Annotated in this window: 15 protein-coding genes and 1 riboswitch; of the genes, 7 read left to right on the forward strand and 8 right to left on the reverse strand. The window is 69.2% G+C overall.

Annotated features, from left to right (window positions below; all coding sequences use genetic code 11):
* The first annotated feature begins 94 nt into the window (after positions 1 to 94).
* On the forward strand, positions 95 to 655 hold the full coding sequence (locus BKN51_RS15380) for a TetR/AcrR family transcriptional regulator (protein ID WP_101608317.1): 561 nt from the start codon (positions 95 to 97) through the stop codon (positions 653 to 655).
* Here BKN51_RS15380 and BKN51_RS15385 read toward each other — a convergent pair.
* Positions 636 to 1088, reverse strand: a complete 453-nt coding sequence (locus tag BKN51_RS15385; protein ID WP_199192985.1) for a hypothetical protein — start codon at positions 1086 to 1088, stop codon at positions 636 to 638. The two genes, BKN51_RS15380 and BKN51_RS15385, sit on opposite strands and share 20 nt — an antisense overlap.
* A gap of 136 nt (positions 1089 to 1224) precedes the next feature.
* Between BKN51_RS15385 and BKN51_RS15390 the strand changes: the two genes are divergently transcribed.
* The gene (locus tag BKN51_RS15390; protein WP_101608319.1) at positions 1225 to 2808 is read left to right on the forward strand and encodes an AMP-binding protein; all 1584 of its coding nucleotides are present in this window, start codon (positions 1225 to 1227) and stop codon (positions 2806 to 2808) included.
* Here BKN51_RS15390 and BKN51_RS15395 read toward each other — a convergent pair.
* On the reverse strand, positions 2744 to 4177 hold the full coding sequence (locus BKN51_RS15395) for a M20 family metallopeptidase (protein WP_233223145.1): 1434 nt from the start codon (positions 4175 to 4177) through the stop codon (positions 2744 to 2746). The two genes, BKN51_RS15390 and BKN51_RS15395, sit on opposite strands and share 65 nt — an antisense overlap.
* Positions 4178 to 4289: 112 nt before the next feature.
* On the opposite strand from BKN51_RS15395, the gene BKN51_RS15400 reads away from it, so the two are divergent.
* Positions 4290 to 5213 carry a LysR family transcriptional regulator gene (locus BKN51_RS15400; protein ID WP_101608321.1) on the forward strand — a complete coding sequence of 308 codons (924 nt, stop codon included), beginning with the start codon at positions 4290 to 4292 and terminating at the stop codon, positions 5211 to 5213.
* On the opposite strand, the gene BKN51_RS15405 is transcribed toward BKN51_RS15400, so the two are convergent.
* Positions 5188 to 6771, reverse strand: coding sequence for an FAD-binding oxidoreductase (locus BKN51_RS15405; RefSeq protein ID WP_101608322.1), 1584 nt, complete (start codon positions 6769 to 6771; stop codon positions 5188 to 5190). The genes BKN51_RS15400 and BKN51_RS15405 overlap by 26 nt on opposite strands.
* Before the next feature lie 90 nt (positions 6772 to 6861).
* On the opposite strand from BKN51_RS15405, the gene BKN51_RS15410 reads away from it, so the two are divergent.
* A complete protein-coding gene (locus tag BKN51_RS15410) occupies positions 6862 to 7377 on the forward strand; it encodes an HAD domain-containing protein (protein WP_101608323.1) in 516 nt (171 codons plus the stop codon).
* Positions 7378 to 7679: 302 nt separating this feature from the next.
* Positions 7680 to 10133, forward strand: coding sequence for a LamG-like jellyroll fold domain-containing protein (locus BKN51_RS15415; RefSeq protein ID WP_101608324.1), 2454 nt, complete (start codon positions 7680 to 7682; stop codon positions 10131 to 10133).
* A 45-nt stretch (positions 10134 to 10178) separates the two neighbouring features.
* Here BKN51_RS15415 and BKN51_RS15420 read toward each other — a convergent pair whose 3' ends face one another.
* The 5 genes from BKN51_RS15420 to BKN51_RS15440 are packed head-to-tail and all read right to left on the reverse strand — an operon-like array spanning position 10179 to position 16244.
* Positions 10179 to 11828: a DUF885 domain-containing protein gene (locus BKN51_RS15420; protein WP_101608325.1), complete on the reverse strand. Its 1650-nt coding sequence runs from the start codon at positions 11826 to 11828 to the stop codon at positions 10179 to 10181.
* A 40-nt stretch (positions 11829 to 11868) separates the two neighbouring features.
* Positions 11869 to 12990, reverse strand: a complete 1122-nt coding sequence (locus BKN51_RS15425) for a bifunctional 2-methylcitrate synthase/citrate synthase (protein WP_101608326.1) — start codon at positions 12988 to 12990, stop codon at positions 11869 to 11871.
* Positions 12991 to 13000: 10 nt separating this feature from the next.
* Positions 13001 to 13894: a methylisocitrate lyase gene (gene prpB / locus BKN51_RS15430; protein WP_101608327.1), complete on the reverse strand. Its 894-nt coding sequence runs from the start codon at positions 13892 to 13894 to the stop codon at positions 13001 to 13003.
* Positions 13894 to 15375 (reverse strand): MmgE/PrpD family protein, encoded by a 1482-nt coding sequence (locus tag BKN51_RS15435; RefSeq protein ID WP_101608328.1) that lies wholly within the window; start codon positions 15373 to 15375, stop codon positions 13894 to 13896. The genes prpB and BKN51_RS15435 overlap by 1 nt, the downstream gene beginning before the upstream one ends.
* Positions 15375 to 16244: a 3-hydroxybutyryl-CoA dehydrogenase gene (locus BKN51_RS15440; RefSeq protein WP_101608329.1), complete on the reverse strand. Its 870-nt coding sequence runs from the start codon at positions 16242 to 16244 to the stop codon at positions 15375 to 15377. Before BKN51_RS15440 ends, BKN51_RS15435 begins: the two co-directional genes overlap by 1 nt.
* Positions 16245 to 16378: 134 nt before the next feature.
* Between BKN51_RS15440 and BKN51_RS15445 the strand changes: the two genes are divergently transcribed.
* Together BKN51_RS15445 and BKN51_RS15450 are read left to right on the forward strand one after the other, a co-directional pair.
* A complete protein-coding gene (locus tag BKN51_RS15445; protein WP_101608330.1) occupies positions 16379 to 17779 on the forward strand; it encodes a short-chain fatty acyl-CoA regulator family protein in 1401 nt (466 codons plus the stop codon).
* Positions 17780 to 18329: 550 nt separating this feature from the next.
* A riboswitch (cobalamin riboswitch) is annotated at positions 18330 to 18515 on the forward strand.
* 160 nt (positions 18516 to 18675) lie between these two features.
* On the forward strand, positions 18676 to 20175 hold the full coding sequence (locus tag BKN51_RS15450; RefSeq protein WP_101608331.1) for a CoA-acylating methylmalonate-semialdehyde dehydrogenase: 1500 nt from the start codon (positions 18676 to 18678) through the stop codon (positions 20173 to 20175).
* The last annotated feature ends 5 nt before the right edge of the window (positions 20176 to 20180 follow it).

The following is a 20180-nucleotide window of genomic DNA, read 5'->3' on the forward strand; positions in this document are numbered from 1 at the left end:
GTCTTTCTCCATGAACCATGCTCGCCGCGGATGCCTTCCGCAACGTGACGAAGGCGACCTGGTGGAATGACCGTTCTTTCTCTAAGGTGGGGCCATGCCGACTGTCGACCGGGACGTTCATCCGAAGGTCAGGCTGCTCGAGACCGCTTCACGCCTGTTCTACGCCGAGGGCATCCACGCCGTCGGGGTGGAGCGCCTGGTCTCCGAGGCGGCCGTCACCCGGGCGACCTTCTATCGCCACTACCCCACCAAGGACGACCTCGTCGCCGCGTACCTGAGCGCCACGAGCGAGCAGATCCGCGCGGGCGTCGGCGCGGTGACGCGCGGCAAACCCGCCCGCGAAGCGTTGCTCGCCGCACTGGGCATCGTCGGCGACCGGACGCTCGACGACGACTTCCGCGGCTGCCAGTTCCTCAACGCGGCCGCCGAGTACCCCGATCCCGCGCACCAGGTCCGCCAGGTCATCGACGACCACCGGGACTGGTTCTTCGGCGTGCTTCGCGACCTGGCGCGCGACGCGGGTCATGCCGACCCCGAGCACGCCGCCCGCGCCCTCGTCCTCCTTCGCGACGGCGCACTGCACGGCGGAAGCCTCGACGACGCCGAAACCGTGCGCGCGACCTTGCGCCGCGCGGTCATCGACGTCGTGAGCTGACCTTCCTCGCGGCCGCGTTCCGGACCCGCTTGGTCCGGCCGCGCTCGGCGAGGACGGCCAGCGCTTCCGCCGAGGCGGAGCTGTCGGAAACCTTGCGCTGCAGCCAATCCGTGGCTTCGGTCAGGTCTTCCGCCTGCCACGGGTCGCCGAGCGCGATCGCGCGGAACAGCGTCCACTCCCCCAGCCTGCGCACCAGGAACGGGCGATCTTCGATCAGCTCCGCGATCGTCTCCGACCAGGCCGGATACGACGGCAGAGGGTGCAGCGCGGCGGCCCTGGCATCGATGTGCCCGGCGATCGCCGCTTCCGCCATCACGCGGTCGGGATCGTCGAGCACGGCGCCCACCAAAGCGGCCTCGTCGTGCTCGGTCACCGCCGCCAAGGCGAGCCGATGGCGTTCGTAGCGCGCGTGTTCGGGCGGTTCGTCGTCCACAGGGGACATTCTGCCCGTTCTTGTCCCCTGTCTTGTCCTGTGCCGTCGTCACGGACAGGACATAGCGCCTTCTCGACGGTCGTAACAAGTGCTACCTTCGCGGAAGGGGGCACGGCCGGACCGAGGAGCGGCGACGATGAGGCTTTCTCCCAGCGCGCACGTCGACCCGTTCTGCCGTGACCGATTGCCGCCCGCGGACCAGTGGCCCCGGCTGGAGTTCGACCTCCCCGAACTGCGCTATCCCGACAGGCTGAACGCCGCGACCGCGTTACTCGACGACACCGTCGCGCGGTTCGGCCCGGATCGGCCCTGCCTCCTGTCCCCCGCCGAAACGTGGACGTACGGCGACGTCCTGGCCCGCGCCAACCGGATCGCGCACGTTCTCGTCACCGACTTCGGCGTGGTTCCGGGAAATCGCGTACTCCTGCGGGGCGCCAACACGCCGTGGCTCGCGGCGGCGTGGCTGGCCGTGCTCAAGGCGGGCGCGGTGGCGGTCACGACCATGCCGATGCTGCGCCGCGCCGAACTCGACAAGATCGTCGGCCGCGCGCAGCCCGCGATCGCCGTCTGCGACGAACGCCTGCTGGACGAACTCCCGCCCGATCTGCCCGTCGTGTCCTACGGGACGGATCTCGCCGCCCGCGCGGACCGGTATCCGGCGACCTTCGCCGACGTCCCGACCGCGGCCGACGACGTCGCCCTGCTCGCCTTCACCTCCGGTACGACGGGCTCCCCGAAGGCGACGGTGCACTTCCACCGCGACCTGCTCGCGATCGCCGACACCTTCTCCCGGCACATCGTGCGCCCGGCGTCCGGCGATCTGTTCTGTGGCACGCCACCGCTGGCCTTCACCTTCGGCCTCGGCGGGCTGCTGGTCTTTCCTTTGCGAGCGGGAGCGGCCACGCTCCTGGTGGAACGCGCCACTCCGGCGGAACTCGCCGCCCTCGTCGCCGAGAAGAGCGTCACCGTCCTCTTCACCGCTCCGACCGCGTACCGGGCGATCCTCAACTCCGGCGGCGGACGACTCCTGTCCGGTGTCCGCCGGGCGGTGTCGGCGGGCGAATCGCTCCCCGCCCACGTGGCCGGGCAGTACCGCGAAGTCGTCGGCCGTCCGCTCATCGACGGGCTCGGCAGCACCGAGATGTTGCACGTGTTCATCTCCGCCGCCGACGACGACGCGCGTCCCGGCGCGACCGGGAAGGCGGTACCCGGCTACCAGGCCGTGATCCTCGACGTCGACGGGTCACCCGTCCCGGACGGCACGCCCGGGTTCCTCGCCGTCCGAGGCCCGACAGGCTGCCGCTACCTCGAAGACCCTCGTCAGGGTGACTACGTCCGCGACGGCTGGAACATCACCGGCGACACCTACGTCCGCGACGCCGACGGCTACTTCACGTTCGTCGCGCGGAGCGACGACATGATCATCTCCTCGGGGTACAACATCGCCGCCCCCGAGGTCGAAGAAGTCCTGCTCACGCATCCCGATGTCGCGGAATGCGCGGTGATCGGGACGCCGGACCCGGATCGCGGATCGGTCGTGACGGCGTTCGTCGTGCTTCAGCCCGGTGCCGAGCGGGGATCGCGCCTCGCACAGGCGTTGCAGGACCACGCGAAGGCGACAGCGGCGCCGTACAAGTACCCGCGGCGGGTCCGGTTCATCGAGGCGCTGCCCCGGAACGCGAGCGGGAAGCTTCAGCGGTACCTGTTGCGGGAGCTGTGAAGCGGCCGAGCGCGTGGAACAGGGTGGTGGCGAGCACGAGGCCTTCCCTGACGATCGGTACGAGCAGATGCTCGTCGGGCGCGTGTTGCAGGCAGCCCGGATAGGAATGCGGCAGCCACAGGGTCGCGATGCCGAGGATGTCGGTGAACACGTGGTTGGGCAGGCCGCCGCCGAAACTCGGCAGGATCGCCACCGGCCGGTCGGAAACCTCGTCGAGGACGCCCTTCGCCCAGCCCACCCACGGGTTCCCGACCGGGGTGCGGCTGGCCTGGAAACTCGCTTCGACGGTGACCTCGACCATCGAAAACCCGTGCGAGGCCAGATGTTTCCTGATCGTGTCCGCGACGTCCGAGACCTCGGTTCCGGCGACGTAGCGAAGTTGCAGTACCGCGCGGGCCTTGCCGGGGATGGCGTTGACGGGCCGGTCGATGTCGCCGGCTCCCAGTGAAAGGACTTCGAGGGTGTTCCAGCCGTAGAGCCGTTCGGCGGCCGAAAGCCCGGTGTCACCCCAGCTTTCCTCCAGTGCCGGATCTCCCGGATTTCCGGCGATCCGGATCTCCGCGAGCGCCTCGCGGACGCTGCCGGGGAGTTCGGGCGGCAGGAGACCGGGCACCCGGATGCGTCCGTGCCCGTCGACGAGGCAGGCGATCGCCCCGGTGAGGGTGGTGGCGGGGTTGCGCAGCACGCCGCCCCAGTTCCCCGAGTGATAGGCGTCGGGGCGCAGGTCGACGTCGAGCGAGATCCGGACGGCGCCGCGCGCGCCGAGGAACACCGTCGGCGTCGCCGCGTCCAGCCGCGGGCCGTCCGAGGCGATGAGGACGTCGGCGCCGAGTGCCTGCGACTGCGCCGCGACGAACTCACCGAGACCGGGTGAGCCGATCTCCTCTCCGGTCTCGAACAGGAACTTGAGGTTGAACCCGAGCGAGCCCTTTTCGGCGAGGAGCAGCCTGAGCGCGGTCAGGTTGATCAGGTGCTGCCCCTTGTTGTCCGCCGAGCCGCGGCCGTACCAGCGCTCGCCGTCGGCGGTCAGCGTCCACGGGTCGCGGCCCTCGCTCCACCGCCCTTCGTGGCCGGTGACGACGTCGGCGTGGCCGTAGCACAGGACGGTCGGAAGCTCCGGCGACTCGATCCGGGTGCCGATCAGGAAGGGACCACCGGCGGGGTCGGGATTGGGATACCGCCGCACCGAGCAGCCGAGCCCCGTCAAGGCCGGGGTCAGAACCTCGTCCAGGTATGCCTTGATGGCAACGCGACCGTCCGGATGGTCGCTCACGGTCGGGTACCGGACCAGTTCGGCGAGTTCGGCGAAGAAGGCGCCCGAGTCCACGTGTTCTTGGGCCTTCGAAACCAGTTCCGCAGGGGTGGGCACGTTCTCTCCCGATTCGTTCGCCGAGTGTCGAGGAGAGCGTAGGCCGGTTCGCCCTACACTGACCATTGCCGTTTACGGTGCCCTGCGTTCTGATCGAGGCAAAGGAAGTCCCATGCGCCTGCTGCCGATCGCGCTGACGTACTTCCTCGAAGTCGCCCGCACCGGCTCGGTGTCCGAAGCTGCGGCCGAACTGACGGTCGCGCCGTCGGCGATCAGCCGTCAGATCGCGAAACTCGAAGCCGGGATCGGGGTACCGCTGTTCGTCCGGCATCCGCGGGGCATGGAGCCGACCGACGCCGGGAACCGGCTGCTCGACCACGTCCGCCGCAGCGAAGCCGAATCGGCCGTCCTCGTCGACGAACTTCGCACCGGGCGGGGGTTTCACGCCCGTTCGCTCACCGTCGCCTGCTCGGAGGGGTTCGCACGCAGGGTCGTGCCCCAGGCGATCGCCGCCTTCCGTCGCGAACACGACGTCACCTTCCACATCGACGTCGTCAACCGGGAGGAAGCCACCCGGCGCGTGCTCGACGGCGCGGCCGACGTCGCCGTCACCTTCACGACCGGACCGCAACACGGCGTGCGGGTCGAAAGCGCCGTCGTCGTCCCGGTGTACGCGATCGTCCCGCTCGGCCATCCGCTGACCGGCCGCGATTCCCTCGGGCTCGCCGAACTGTGCGAGCACCCCCTCGCCTTGCCGTCGCAGGGCCAAAGCCTGCGCGACCTGTTCGACATCGCCACCCGGATCGAGAACCTCGCGGCGCGTCCGGTGCTGGTGTGCGACGAACTGAGCTCGAAGTACGAGTTCGTCCGTTGCGGCGGCGGGATCGCGCTCGTCGGCGGACTCGGCGACATCGAGCAGGACGCGGCCACCGAAGGAGTGGCCTACGTCCTTCTCGACAACGCCGTGTTCCGCAAACGCGAAGCCCAGGTGCAGACCATGGCGGGCCGGACGTTGTCCTTGGCCGCCTTGCGGTTCACCACGCTGCTGACCTCGTTCGTCCGTCCGCCGGTCAGCGGATCAGCACCCCGGGATTGAGGATTCCGGCCGGATCGAGCGCGGATTTGGCCGCGGTGAGCGCGGCCGCGAACGGATCGGGACGCTGCCGGTCGTACCAGGGCCGGTGGTCGCGGCCGACGGCGTGGTGATGGGTGATCGTGCCGCCGTGGCCCGCGATCGCCTCGGAGACGGCGGCCTTGATCTCGTCCCACTGCGCGACCGTGCTCCCCCAGCGCCCGGCGGCGTAGATCCCGTAGCAGGGCGCGGGGCCGTCGGGGTAGACGTGGGTGAAGCGGCAGGTGACGACACCGGCGCCGCCGCAAACCTCGTCGATCGCGGTGCGGGCCGCCGAGGTGATCGCGGCGTGGAATTCCTCGAAGCCGTCCCACGTACACGCGGTCTCGAAGGTCTCCACGATCAGCGACCTGCGCGCCAGCGCGTCACGCTGGTAGGGCATCCGCAGGAACGAGGAACGCCACGTCGAGGCGCTGTCCTGGCGGGAGGAATCCTTGCCGCGCCTGGTTTTCACGACGCCCCCGTGCCCGGTGGCCAGCTCCAGCGCGCGATCCAGCCAGGTGTCGACCGGATGATCGGCGGATTCGAACGCGACCAAGAGCAAACCCCCGCCGACGCTCGCGCCCGCGTTGATGAAGGCCTCGGCCGGGTCGAGCAGGCGGCAATTCGACGGATACAGCCCAGACTGCGCGATCGCCCGTGTGGCGGCGATCGCGTCCTCCTGCCGTTCGAAGGCGACCGACGCGGTGACCTGCCAGACAGGGCGGTCCTGCAGGCGCATCCAGGCCTCGGTGATCACCCCGAGCGTGCCCTCGGAACCGAGGAACATCCGGTCCGGCGAGGGACCGGCACCCGAACCCGGCAGGCGTCGCGATTCGCTGATCCCGGCCGGGGTGACGACGCGCAGCGACTCGGTGAGATCGTCGATGTGCGTCGCGAGCGTGGCGAAATGCCCGCCCGCGCGGGTGGCGAGCCAGCCGCCGAGGGTGGAGTGGGCGAACGACTGCGGGAAGTGCCGCAGGGTCAGGCCCAGCGGGCGAAGGCGGTCTTCCAGAGCGGGCCCGAAGATCCCGGCCTGGATCCGGGCCGCGCGGCTGACCGTGTCCACTTCGAGCACGGTGTCGAGACCGGCCAGATCCATCGAGATGGCCGGACCGTCGAAGCGCGGTTCGACCCCGCCGACCACGGAACTGCCGCCACCGTAGGGAATCAGCGGAGTTCCGGAGGCCGTGCACCAGTCGAGAAGGTCGACGACGTCCTGCTCCGTGCGCGGCCGGGCGACCAGATCCGGGACGTGGTCGAGCCGGCCGAGCAGATTCCGGACGACGTCGCGGAAGGCCTTGCCGCGGGCGTGGGACAACCTGTCGACGGGCACGTCGCTGCACAACGCGGCGAGCGCCGCGGGCGGGCGGATCCGCGAGGCCGGGACGCCGAGTTCCGAAGGTTCCGGCGGGGCGTGCTCGGTGAAATCGTGCCCGGGCAGGACACCCGACGTGCGGGCGACCAGCGCGTCGGACTCTTCCCGGGTCAAGGCTTCGGCGGTGTTCCCCCAGCCCCACCAGGACCGTTCTCCGGCCGGCATCGGCGCCTCCGTTTCGATCTGACTCCCCAGTAAGTTACTTATCGGTCAGTTATCGTGTCAACGCGTGGCGGGCTCGGATACCGTGTCGCCGTGGTCCCCGGTTCCGAGAAACACCCGCTGATTTTCCTCGACGTCGATGGCCCGCTCATCCCGTTCGGACTGGAGCCGGACCGGTACCCGCTTTTCGGACCGGCGCCTCGCCAAGATGAGAACCCCTTACTCGGCAGGCTCGATCCCGAACATGGCTCCCGCTTGAAGGAACTTCCCGGCGAACTGACCTGGGCCACGACCTGGATGCACGACGCCAACGACTCCCTCGCCCCGAGACTCGGCCTGCCCACGCTGCCGGTGCTCGACTGGCCGGAGCCATCGGACGCCGACGACTTCGACGTCCGGATCGGCCTGCACTGGAAGACCCGGCCGCTGCTCGATCACGCGGCGGGGCGCCCGTTCGCCTGGATCGACGACGAGATCACCGCCGTCGACCGTGACTGGGTGTCCGGCCACCACTCCGAGCCCGCCCTGCTGCATCGGGTCGATCCCAGGCACGGCCTGACCGCCGCCGACTACCGGGCACTCGGCGAGTGGCTGCGGGATCCCCGCTGACCCGCTTCCCCTGACACACAGGACAGCTCCGCCGTCCAGGACCGATTCGAGCCCTTCGACGCTTTACAACGTTGTATCAACGATGTAAAAAAGTCCTGACGGCCAGTCGTGGCCCGGCTCACACCGGTTCCCCTCGGCCACGAGGTCGTGGTTTCACGCCTGCACAAGTCCAGTGGGAGGCGCTTCCTCCGCCGAGGCGGCCGCTCCCGGAGAAGGGTGTCGAGCAGATGTTGCCAACGTTGTCACCTCATCGCCCCAGAGGCCGAAGTACCGGACGCTTCCGGAAGACCCTGACCGTCGCGGTGGCCGCCCTGACCGCCCTGTCGATGACACCGGGGGCCGCGATGGCCGCGGAGAGCGGCTGGAAGATGGGCAAGCCACGCCTGACCACCCCGTGGACGAACCAGGTGTCGCCGTCCAACGCGTTGCCGGAGTACCCCCGGCCGCAGCTGGTGCGCCAGGACTGGCAGAACCTCAACGGGCTCTGGGAGTTCGCCGGCGCCGCGCCCGGTGAGGTCCCGCCGTTCGGCGAGCGGCTCGCCGAGAAGATCCTGGTCCCCTACCCCACCGAGTCGGCGCTTTCCGGTATCCAGCGGCACGAGGACCACATGTGGTACCGGCGCACGTTCACCGTGCCCAAGAACTGGGGCGTGGGCAAGGACAACACCCTGCGCATCAACTTCGGCGCCGTCGACTACAAGGCGAAGGTCTACGTCAACGGCAAGGAGGTGGCCGCTCACCAGGGTGGCTACGGAGCGTTCTCCGCGGACGTGACCTCGGCGCTGAAGCCCAAGGGAGAGCAGGAGATCATCGTCGGCGTCGAGGACCGTGCCGACGCCACCTGGCAGCCTGTCGGCAAACAGCGCCTCGTCCCCGACCGCGGGATCTTCTACGAAGGCGCCTCGGGCATCTGGCAGACCGTGTGGATGGAACCGGTCGCGGCCAAGCACGTCGGCACGCTCGGCATGGTTCCCGACCTGAAGTCCTCCACGCTCAAGCTCACCGTCGACACCGGCGGCGCTTCCGGGCTGACCGTCGAGGCCGTGGTCCGCGACGGCCACAAGGTGGTCAGCCGCAGCAAGGCCTCCGCCGCCGGGACCATCTCCCTGCCGGTCCCCAAGGCCAAGCTCTGGTCGCCGGACTCCCCCTTCCTCTACGACCTCGACGTCGAACTGAAGGACGGCCGCCGCACCGTCGACAAGGTGTCGTCCTACTTCGGCATGCGCGAGTTCGGCACCGCGAAGGGCGCCGACGGCAAACTCCGGTTCACCCTCAACGGCAAGATCCTCTTCCTGCAGTCCACTTTGGACCAGGGCTACTGGCCGGACGGCATCTACACCGCGCCGACCGACAAGGCGCTGCGCTTCGACCTCGAGCAGCACAAGGTCCTCGGTTTCAACACGGTCCGCAAGCACATCAAGACCGAACCGGACCGCTGGTACCACCACGCCGACAAGCTCGGGTTGCTCGTCTGGCAGGACATGCCGTCGATGCGCACCGGCGGTCGACCGCCCGCCGACGCCCAGCAGCAGTTCCAGGTGGAGCTGAAGGAACTGGTGGAGCAGAAGAAGAACTGGACCTCGATCGTCGGGTACGTGCCGTTCAACGAGGGCTGGGGCGAGTGGTCGCGCGAGACCACCGGGAAGATCGCCGACGACGTCAAGGCCCAGGACCCGACCCGGCTGGTCAACGCGCACAGCGGGGTCAACTGCTGTGACTCCCTCGGTGACTCCGGCAAGGGCGACGTCATCGACTGGCACGCCTATCCGGGTCCCGCGAAGCCGATGCCCGACGGCAAGCGGATCTCGATCGACGGCGAGCACGGCGGCTACGGTCTCGAAGTCAAGGACCACATGTGGTTCGGCGAAGGCCACGCCTACGAGATGGTGAAGGACCAGGCGACCCTGAACAGCCGCTACGTCCAGAACCAGCGCGACGTGCTCGCGTCGGCGCAGAGCTGCGCCATCAGCGGTTCGATCTACACGCAGATCACCGACGTCGAGCACGAGGTCAACGGCTTCTTCACCTACGACAGGCAGGTGAAGAAGATGGACTTCGCGCAGGTGCGCGCGGTCAACCAGGCGATCATCCGCAACGCCGACGGCAGCGGTTCCGGCGCACCGGACCCGGGTCCCGGTACGCCGGGACTCACCGGCGTGCACGCCTACAAGTTCAACGAGGGCACCGGATCCCGCGCCGCGGACTCGGTCGGCACCGCGCACGCCACGGTGACCAACGGGCAGTGGGGAGGCGGTGTCGAGGGCGGCGCGCTGGCCTTCACGGGCAACGGGCAGGCCGACACCGGGGCGAACCTCGTCGACACGGCGGGCAGCTACTCGGTCTCGGCGTGGGCGAAGCTGGACGAGGCCGGTGGCGCGTTCCAGACCGTCGTCAGCCAGGACACCGGCCGCGACAGCGCCTTCTTCCTGCAGTACTCCGGGCAGGACCAGCGGTGGGCGATGAGCTTCGTCGGTCTCCGCGCCCTGTCGCCGGAGAAGCCGGAAGTCGGCAAGTGGTACCACCTGACCGGGGTCCGCGACGCCAAGGCGGGCACGTTGTCGCTGTACGTCGACGGCAAGAAGGTCGCCTCGCAGAACGCCTGCTCCGCTCCGCAGAGCACCGGCCACACGGTGATCGGCCGGGGCCAGTACGGCGGCCAGCAGGTCGACTTCCTGCGCGGCGCGGTGGACGACGTCCGGCTCTACGACCGGCCGTTGTCCGACACCGAGATCGCGACACTGGCGAAGCGCGACTGAGGACACGCGGCGCCGGGAACCGCTCCCGGCGCCGCGTGCCCGGCACTACCGAAGCTCTGACTCGACCCACTCCCGCACGATGTCGCCGAGCACGGGCAGCGGAACCTGCCCGTGCCTCAGCACGACGTCGTGGAAGTCGCGGATGTCGAAGGCCCCGCCCAGCCGCTCCTCGGCGAAGGCGCGCAACCGCTGGATCTCCAGCCTGCCCGTCATGTACGACAGCGCCTGGCCGGGCCATTCGATGTACCGGTCGATCTCGGACTGCGCCTCGAGGTCGCCGAGCACGCAGTGTGCGGCGAGATAGTCCATTCCTTGTTGCCTGGTCCAGCCCAGGGCGTGCAGCCCGGTGTCGACGACGAGCCGCGCCGCGCGCAGGGAGTCCTCGGCGACCATGCCCAGCCGCATCAGGTCGTCGGAGTACAGGCCCATTTCGTCGGCGAGCCGTTCGGTGTAGAGCGCCCAGCCCTCGTCGAAGGCCGAGAGCGGGACGAGTTTGCGCAGCGGCGCCACCCCGTCGAGTTCGTGGGCTATGCCGGCCTGGAAGTGATGTCCCGGAACGCCTTCGTGGAAGGCGACGGACTCGGCGATGAACCGGAACCGCTCCTCCACCCGATAGGTGTTGGTGTAGTAGATACCCGGACGGGTGCCGTCGCCCGACGGTGCCATGTAGTACGCCTGCGAGGCGGAGGGCCCGTCCGATTCCGGTACGGCGCGCACGACGCATTCGGCGGACGGCGTGCGACGGAACCAGCCGGGAGCGGCGGCCGTGGCACGCGCGATCGCTTCCACCGCGGTCGTGACCATCTCTTCCCCGTTCTGCCAGCACAGCGACGGATCGGTGCGCAACCGGCGCCGGACTTCGTCGGGGTCTTCCTCGCCGAACACGGCGGCGCCGAGCCGTCGGTACTCCTCGTCCAGGGCCCGGCCGATTTCGAGGCCGGTCTCGTGCAACTCCTCCGGCGAGACCCCGGTGGTGGTGTGCGTGCGGGCCAGCCGCGCGTAGCTCTCCTTGCCACCGTCCAGCCAGCAAAGGCCCGGTCGTTCGTCGGGACGTCCGCGCCCGGCGACGTCGCGGGCGAGCATGTCGCGATAGGCGACGAGTGCGGGCCGGACCTCGTCGGTGAACAGCCGGGCTCGCCTCGCCTCGCGGTCACCGGTCAGCGGCGGGAGCAGCAGGCCGTTGGGCTCGATGGCCAGGAACCGATCGACGTGGGCGATGGCGTTGCCGACGGCGCGTTCCACCGGTGTCCGTCCCGCCGCGATCCCGGCGCGATACCGGTCACCGAGGCCCGCGAGGAACCCGGGGATCGCGGCCATCCTGGCCAGGTAGTCCTCCTCGGCCTGCTCCCCCGACGGCGCCAGCTGAGGAAGCCAGGACAGCAACCCTGCGCCTTCCGCCGCCATGGGTTCGGCGAGAATGAACTCGATCTTCCCGGAGTCCAGCCTGGCCAGGAGCCCTTCGGCGTGGTGGGTGACCACGCCGAGGGTGACCCGGTCCGGGTCGGTGGACCTCGCGGCCTGTTCTCCGACCCGGACGGCGATCTCCCGCAGCCGGGCGTCGCCCGCCTCGGAGACGTCCCTCAGCTCGTGATCGTGGCCGGGGATGTCGTCGAAGGTCGCCATCAAGGGGATCTCGGCGGCCAGGGCGTCGAGGATTTCGTTCGCCAGTTCCGCCGCCGTCGGCTGATCGCTCATATCCGACAACTACCAGACCGCGCACGATTTCCGCTGGCGTTCACCGCATTTTGCCGAGCAGCCGTTCGGTCGGCCCGGTGTACGCGCTCGACGGCCGGATCAGGCTGTTGTCGGCCAGTTGTTCGGCGATGTGCGCGGTCCAGCCGGTGATCCGGGCGGCGACGAAGATCGGGGTGAACACGGGGGTGTCGAAGCCGATCAGGTGGTACGCCGGGCCCGCGGGGTAGTCCAGGTTGGGGTGCAGGCCCTTCGCGTCGGACATCGCACGGGCCAAGGCTTCGTAGAGATCGAGCAGGTGGTGTCCGTCGCGGAGTTCCGCGATCTCCTGCAGGGCGCGGCGCATGGTGGGCACGCGGGAGTCGCCCTTCTTGTAGACACGGTGCCCGAAGCCCATGATCTTGCGCTTGTCCGCCAACGCCGCGGTGAGCCAGGCTTCCGCGTCGGCGGCGGTGCCGATCTCCTCGAACGTCGTCATGACGGCTTCGTTGGCACCGCCGTGCAGCGGGCCCTTGAGCGCGCCGATGGCCGCGGTGACGGCGCTGTAGAGATCCGACAGCGTGGACGTGACGACACGTGAGGTGAACGTCGAAGCGTTGAAGCTGTGCTCGGCGTAGAGGATCAGCGAAGTCTCGAAGGCCCGGACGATCACGGGTTCGGGAACCTCGCCGAGCGTCAGGTACAGGAAGTTCTCCGCGTAGCCGAGGTCGTCGCGCGGCGCGAGCGGGAGCAGGCCGTGCCTGCGCCGCTGGGTGAGCGCGACGACTGCGGGCAGCGCGGCGAACAACCGGAGTGCCTTGGCACGGTTGGCTTCGAGGCCGTTGTCGTCCTCGTGCGGGTCGTGTGCGCCCAGGATGCTCACCGCGGTGCGCAGGGTGTCCATCGGATGCGCGGTTTCCGGCAGCGAGAGCAGGGTCAGCACGAGATCCCCCGGCAGGGTCCGGTGTGCCCGCTCGGCCTCGTTCTGGGCGGCCAGTTGCTCCGGTGTCGGCAGCTCGCCGTGCCAAAGCAGGTACGCGACCTCCTCGAAACGGCATTTCCCGGCCAGGTCCTGGACGGGATAACCGCGGTAGGTCAGGGAGTTGGTGTCGGGGTTGACCATCGACACCTCGGTGGTGTCGACGACGACTCCGGCGAGTCCTTTGTGGATACTGGGTGCGGACATGGTCGTCCTCTCAGACGCGGAAAGTGAAGACGTTCTCGTCGAAAGTGCTGTAGGACTCGTAATCGAGCAGGTCGTAGAGATCGCGCCGGTGCTGCATCCGGTCGAGCAGATCCGCTTGGGTGCCCTGCGCGCTGATGGCGTCGAGCCCGGCTTCCGCGGCGTGCATGGCCAGGCGCAACAGGGTGACCGGGTAGATCACGACGTTCACGCCGAGCGATTCCAGCGTTTTCACGTCCAGCAGTTCGCTCTTCCCGAACTCGGTCATGTTCGCCAGGATCGGGACGTCGACGGCGGCGCGCAGCCGCTCGAAGTCGCCCGCGTCCCGCATCGCCTCGGGGAAGATCAGGTCGGCTCCGGCGTCGGCGTAGGCCTTGGCGCGGTCGATGGCGTCGTCGATGCCGTGCACGGCCGCGGCGTCGGTACGGGCGGCGATGACGAAGTCCGGATCGCGGCGGGCGGCGACGGCGGCGGTGATCCGCCGGACCGCGACGTCCCGTTCGACGACGTCTTTGCCGTCGAGGTGACCGCATCGCTTGGGGTTCACCTGGTCCTCGAGGTGCATCCCGGCGACGCCGGCGTCCTCCAAGACCTGCACAGTGCGGGCGGCGTTCATCGGTTCGCCGAAGCCGGTGTCGGCGTCGACCAGCGCGGGCAGCCCGGTGACCCGGGCGATCTGCTGCGACCGCCCGGCGACCTCGGTGAGCGTGGTCAGCCCGATGTCCGGCAGGCCGAGCTCCGCCGAAAGGACCGCGCCGGAGACGTAGACACCCTCGAAGCCGCGCCGCTCGATCAGCTTGGCCGACAACGGGTTGAACGCGCCGGGAAGGCGTTGCAGCGTCCCGGAATTCAGCCCGGTGCGGAAGGCGGCCCGCTTCTGCGCGGCGGAGGGAGTGGCGTGCAGCATCAGAAGATCCCCTTGCTCGTCGGCGCGGCGTCGAGCCCGGCCGGGAGCACGATCCCGGCGACCTCGGCCGCGTCCAGTTCCCCGAGCCGGGTGACCGTGTCGAGGAACCGGTCCTGATCGGCGGCGGCGATCACCCCGTCGGCCAGCGTACGGAACTTGGCGACGTACTGCTCCCGGGCGAACGGCCGTGCCCCGGCCGGGTGAGCGTCGGCGACGGCGATCTCGTCGGTCAGCACCCTGCCGTCGGCGAGGGTGATCTCGACCCGGCCGCCGAACGCCGGTTCGGGCGCGTGATAGCGGCGAGTCCATTCGGGATCCTCGACGGTGGTGACCTTCTGCCAGAGTTCGACCGTGTCCGGCCGTGTCGCGCGAGCCCGGTCGTAGGACCGCTCGTGGTGCCAGACACCGTCCTGCAGGGCGACCGCGAAGATGTACGGGATCGAGTGGTCCAGTGTTTCGCGGCTGGCGAGGGGGTCGTACTTCTGCGGATCGCCCGCGCCGGAGCCGATCACGTAATGCGTGTGGTGGCTGGTGTGGATGAGGATCCGCTCGACCTTGCCGAGCTCGCCGATCCTCGGGCCGAGCCGCCGCGCGAGGTCGATCAGCGCCTGGCTCTGGTACTCCGCCGAGTGCTCCTTGGTGTAAGTGTCCAGAATGGACTGTTTCGCCTCGCCCGGCGCCGGCAGAGGTACCGTGTACTCGGTGTCCGGACCGCTCAGCAGCCACGCGACGAAACCGTCCTCGCCCTCGTAGATCGGGCTCGGCGCGCCTTCGCCGCGCATCACCCGGTCGACGGCCTCGATCGCGGCCTTCCCGGCGAACGCGGGCGCGTAGGCCTTCCACGAGGAGATCTCGCCCTTGCGGGACTGGCGGGTCGTCGTCGTGGTGTGCAACGCCTGCCCGATGGCCTGGTACACGGTCTCGGTCTCCAGGCCCAGCAACGCGCCGAGACCGCCCGCGACCGACGGGCCGAGGTGGGCGATGTGGTCGATCTTGTGCTCGTGCAGGCAGATCCCGCGCACGAGGTTCACCTGGAGTTCGTATCCGGCGGCGATCCCGCGGAGCAGGTCCGCGCCGGTGCGCCCGGTGTGCTGGGCGACGGCGAGGACCGGCGGGATGTTGTCGCCGGGGTGCGAGTAGTCCGCGGCGAGGAAGGTGTCGTGGTAGTCGAGTTCGCGCACGGCGACGCCGTTGGCCCAGGCGGCCCATTCCGGGGAGTACCGGCCTGCGACGCCGAACACCGCCGCACCCGGCTTTCCCGGATGCGCCAAGGCCTGGTCGCGGGCCGAGCGGACGGGGCGCCTCGCGAGTGACGCGGCAGCCACGGCGGCGTTGTCGATCACCCGGTTGATCACCATGGCCGCGACCACGGGGGTGACCGGGACGTCGTCGGTGGCGACCGAGGCGAGCTTCCACGCGAGCTGCTCCTCGCGGGGCAGCGATTCGGCGGATCGGTGGGTGCGGACGGTGTGGTCGATCATCACTTTCCTTCGTAGACGTGGAATCCGCGGCCGGTCTTCTTGCCGAGCAGCCCGGCGTCGACCATGCGCAGCAGCAGGGGCGGTGGCGCGTAGAGCGCTTCCTTGAACTCGGCGTAGAGCGAGTCCGCGATCGCGGCCACGGTGTCGAGGCCGATCAGGTCGGTCAGGCGCAGGGGGCCCATCGGATGCGCGGTACCGAGTTCCATTCCTCGGTCCACATCGGACGCGGCGGCGAAGCCCGACTCCACCATCCGGATGGCCGACAGAAGGTACGGCACGAGCAGTGCGTTGACCACGAACCCGGCCCGATCGCGTGCCCGTACGGTCTGCTTGCCGAGGACGTCGCGGGCGAACCGTTCGGCGCGGTCCACTGTGGACGCGCTGGTCAGCAGCGAGCCGACCACCTCGACCAGCGGCAGCACCGGGACCGGATTGAAGAAGTGCAGGCCGACGACCTGTTCGGCCCGGCCGGTGGCCATCGCCAGCCGCATGATCGGGAGGGAGGAGGTGTTCGACGCGAGGATCGCGGCGGGATCGGTCACGACCTTGTCGAGTGTCGCGAACAGCTCCAGCTTGACCTGCTCGTCCTCGGCGACGGCTTCGATCACCAGCTGACGGTCGGCCAGTTCGCCGACGTCGGTGGTGAACCGCAGCCGCCAGGCGGCGCGTTCGGCCTCCGGGCGGCCGAGCTTGCCCGCCCGGACCGCCCGATCGAGCGAGGCCAAGATCCGCGCGCGGCCTGCGTCGGCGGACGGCGCGTCCTGTTCGCACACCACGACGTCCAGGCCGGACCGGGCGCACACCTCGGCGATTCCGGCCCCCATCCGACCGGCCCCGACGACGCCTGCTCGGGCGATCTCCGCGCTCATCCGCACTCCCTTTGTGAACCTTGTGGTGCTCTGTCACGAGCGTGGCACCGACCTCGCGACCGTCGCTAGCCCACAGCGCTGTGAAGAGTTGTGAACGTTCGCGAACCGCTTGTAAAGCTTGTTACAGTCGATTTGTGGAGAAGATGTACGCGGGTGCCCGGCTGCGCCAGCTGCGCGAAGGCCGGTCCATGACGCAGTCCGAACTGGCCAGACTGCTGGAGATCTCGCCGAGTTACGTCAACCAGCTCGAACACAACGGCAGGCCCCTGACCATGCCGGTCTTGCTGAAGCTCACCGAGACCTTCGGCGTGGACACGGAGTTCTTCGCCGCCCGCGACACCGCCCGGCTGGTCGCCGACGTCCGCGAGGTGTTCGGCGACAACACCGTCAGCGGCGCGATCTCCGCGGGCGAGGTCGACGCGCTGACCACCACGCTGCCCGAGGTGGCGCGGACACTCGTCGCGCTGCACCGTCGCTACCGCGAAGCCGTGGAGAACATCGCCACGCTGGTGACCGAGCAGGGACTCGACCGGTCGACCGCGCAGCAGCCGCACGAGGAGATCCGGGACTGGTTCTATCTGCGCCGCAACCACGTCACGGAACTGGACGCTCCCGCGGAGAAGCTGGCCGCCGAGTTGCGTCTCCACCCCGGTGAAGTCCGCAGTGGACTGGCCGCCGGACTGCTGGACCGTCACGGCGTCAAGGTGGTCTCCGAATCCCTCGGCGCCGATCAGCACCACTTCGACACGCGCGAGAAGACGCTGCGCCTCTCCCCCGCGCTGCGCCCCGGTCAGGCCGCGTTCCGGCTCGCGTCCGAGCTGGCGCTGCTGGAGGCAGGCGACGTGATCGACCGGCTCGTCGACGACGGGAAGTTCAGCGGCGACACCGCCCGGCGGCTCGCGCGGATCGGTCTGGCCAACTACTACGCGGGCGCGCTCGTGCTGCCGTATCGCGTTTTCCTCGGCGCGGCGGAACGCTACCGCTACGACATCACGCGCCTGTCCGACCACTTCGGCGTCGGCTTCGAGACGATCTGCCATCGGCTGTCCACTTTGCAGCGACCGGGCACCCGCGGCGTGCCGTTCTCCTTCGTACGGGTCGACCGTGCGGGCAACATCTCGAAACGTCAGTCCGCCACCGGGTTCCACTTCTCCCGCGTCGGCGGCTCGTGTCCACTGTGGATCGTCTACGAGGCGTTCAGCTCACCGGGACGGATCCTCACGCAGGTCGCCGAACTCCCGGACGGAAAGAAGTACTTCTGGCTGGCCCGCACCGTTTCCCGCGCGGCGGGCGGGCACGGCGATCCCGGCAAGACGTTCGCGATCGGGCTCGGCTGCGAACTCCGGCACGCGCGGCGGCTCGTGTACTCCGACGGGCTGGCGCTCGGCACCGGCGCGGCCGTCACCCCGATCGGAATGGGGTGCAAGGTCTGCGAACGGCCCGCGTGCCCGCAGCGCGCCTTTCCCGCGATCGGGAAACCGATGCGGGTCGACGAGCATTCGTCCAGCCTGCTGCCCTACCCGCCACTCTCGTGAGTGGCAGGTTATCGAGGAGAAGGGCAAACCTTGCGTGCTCGTGCCGTCTTTCGTTCGCAGGGTGGGCGTTGCGAAAGCCACTTTCGCAACGGTGAAGGTTGGGAAAGTGGCTTTCACAACACCGTTGTCCCCGGGTGACCCCGTTCCTGGCCGGAGCTGAAGGTTCAGACCGTGTGAGGCGAGGTGGTCGTGAGTGGCGATTCGGGCTATTGAGGGGAAGGTCGAACGTGTCGTGTTCAGGCGGGATGGACGCTCACGTGTGATCGGGCGGCGATCACCCGTGATCAGAGACGGATCACGGGTGATTGGGCGGCGATCAGGGAGTTCGGCGTCTGATCACGCGAGTCACGCCCTCGCTCACCTTGGGCTCAGCCACAACGACACCTTTGCCCTACCCCTCAATAACCCGAAACGCCACTCACGACCGAAGCCACTGATCCCGGCCACCGTGAAGGCCACGGCCGGCAGCCGGGCGGGGGATACCGCCCCTACCACTCACGAGACCCATCGCGTACCTGAGGCGTACGCCACACCCTTGTCCTCGACATAGTCGGACTTCCTACTTTATGGTGTCCACAGGTCTGCGGTGCAGGGAAGCCGGTGAAAATCCGGTGCGGTCCCGCCACTGTGACCGGGGAGCGGCGCTCCCGCAGAGAAGGCCACTGGCGCGAGCCGGGAAGGCCGGAGCCGCCGCGGATCCGGGAGCCAGGATACCGGCCGCAGACGTGTCGTGTTCGTCCACGAGGATGGAGCTGAACGCATGCGGATTCTTCCTGCCTGCGCGAAAGTCGCCGACCCGCCACCACCCCGGCGGTAAGTCGTCCGTACTCCCCTGCCCGGCCGCCGATCGTGGTCTTCGGGCGGCTTCGTCCTGCGTACTTTCGGAAAGGGCTTCCATGAGCACCGAACTCAGCCACTTCGTCGGCGGTAAGCCGGTATCGGGTACGTCCGGCCGGTTCGCCGACGTCTTCGACCCCAGCACCGGCGCCGTTCAGGCCCGCGTCCCGCTCGCTTCGGCCACTGAGGTCGCCGCCGTCGTCGCCGACGCGGCGCAGGCCCAGCTCGAATGGGCCCGCTGGAACCCGCAGAAGCGGGCCCGCGTGCTGATGAAGTTCGTCGACCTCGTCCGCGCGGAAGAGGACTCCCTCGCCCGCCTGCTCTCGTCCGAACACGGCAAGACCGTTCCCGACGCGCGCGGCGACATCCAGCGTGGCCTCGAAGTGGTCGAGTTCGCCATCGGTATCCCGCACCTGCTCAAGGGCGAGTACAGCGACAGCGCGGGCACCGGCATCGACGTCTACTCGATGCGGCAGCCCCTCGGCGTGGTCGCCGGCATCACGCCGTTCAACTTCCCCGCGATGATCCCGTTGTGGAAGGCCGCCCCGGCGATCGCCTGCGGCAACTCCTTCGTGCTCAAGCCGTCCGAACGCGACCCGTCGGTCCCGCTGCGGCTGGCCGAACTCTTCCTCGAAGCGGGCCTGCCGCCGGGTGTGTTCAACGTGGTCAACGGCGACAAGGAAGCCGTCGACGCGCTGCTCACCGACCCCCGCGTCGAGGCCGTCGGCTTCGTCGGCTCGTCGTCGATCGCCGAGTACATCTACACGACCGCGGCCGCGCACGGGAAGCGCGCGCAGTGCTTCGGCGGCGCCAAGAACCACATGATCGTGATGCCGGACGCCGACCTCGACCAGGTCGTCGACGCGCTGATCGGCGCCGGGTACGGCTCCGCGGGTGAACGCTGCATGGCGATCTCCGTGGCCGTCCCGGTCGGTGAAGCCACCGCAGACGCGCTGGCCGCCCGGCTGACCGAACGCGTCAAGACGCTGAAGATCGGTGCTTCGCTCGACGAGACGGCCGACTTCGGGCCGCTGGTCACCGCCGAAGCCGTCCAGCGCGTCCGCGACTACATCGACGTCGGCCTCGCCGAGGGCGCGAAACTGCTGGTCGACGGCCGCGAGACCACTGTGGACGGTCACGAGAACGGCTTCTTCCTCGGCGGCTGCCTGTTCGACCACGTCACCAGCGACATGCGGATCTACCGCGAGGAGATCTTCGGCCCGGTGCTGTCGATCGTGCGCGCGGCCGACTACGAGGAAGCGCTGCGGCTGCCCAGCGAGCACGAGTACGGCAACGGCGTCGCGATCTTCACCCGCGACGGCGACACGGCCCGCGACTTCACCTCGCGGGTGAACACCGGCATGGTCGGGGTCAACGTGCCCATCCCGGTCCCGATCGCCTACCACACCTTCGGCGGCTGGAAGCGCTCCGGTTTCGGCGACCTCAACCAGCACGGACCGGACTCGATCCGGTTCTACACCAAGACCAAGACGGTCACCTCGCGCTGGCCTTCGGGCACCAAGGAAGGCGCCAGCTTCGTCATCCCGACGATGAGCTGAGGCCA

Origin of the sequence: Amycolatopsis sp. BJA-103 (assembly GCF_002849735.1) — a bacterium.
Taxonomy (GTDB): domain Bacteria; phylum Actinomycetota; class Actinomycetes; order Mycobacteriales; family Pseudonocardiaceae; genus Amycolatopsis.

Bases quoted from the DNA above. Each gene is read 5' to 3' on its own strand.
- BKN51_RS15400 (WP_101608321.1), top strand. From the start codon at position 4,290: ATGCGCCTGCTGCCGATCGCGCTGACGTACTTCCTCGAAGTCGCCCGC.
- BKN51_RS15450 (WP_101608331.1), top strand. From the start codon at position 18,676: ATGAGCACCGAACTCAGCCACTTCGTCGGCGGTAAGCCGGTATCGGGT.
- BKN51_RS15405 (WP_101608322.1), bottom strand. From the start codon at position 6,771: ATGCCGGCCGGAGAACGGTCCTGGTGGGGCTGGGGGAACACCGCCGAA.
- BKN51_RS15435 (WP_101608328.1), bottom strand. From the start codon at position 15,375: ATGATCGACCACACCGTCCGCACCCACCGATCCGCCGAATCGCTGCCC.
- BKN51_RS15420 (WP_101608325.1), bottom strand. From the start codon at position 11,828: ATGAGCGATCAGCCGACGGCGGCGGAACTGGCGAACGAAATCCTCGAC.
- prpB (WP_101608327.1), bottom strand. From the start codon at position 13,894: ATGCTGCACGCCACTCCCTCCGCCGCGCAGAAGCGGGCCGCCTTCCGC.
- BKN51_RS15440 (WP_101608329.1), bottom strand. From the start codon at position 16,244: ATGAGCGCGGAGATCGCCCGAGCAGGCGTCGTCGGGGCCGGTCGGATG.
- BKN51_RS15390 (WP_101608319.1), top strand. From the start codon at position 1,225: ATGAGGCTTTCTCCCAGCGCGCACGTCGACCCGTTCTGCCGTGACCGA.
- BKN51_RS15425 (WP_101608326.1), bottom strand. From the start codon at position 12,990: ATGTCCGCACCCAGTATCCACAAAGGACTCGCCGGAGTCGTCGTCGAC.
- BKN51_RS15380 (WP_101608317.1), top strand. From the start codon at position 95: ATGCCGACTGTCGACCGGGACGTTCATCCGAAGGTCAGGCTGCTCGAG.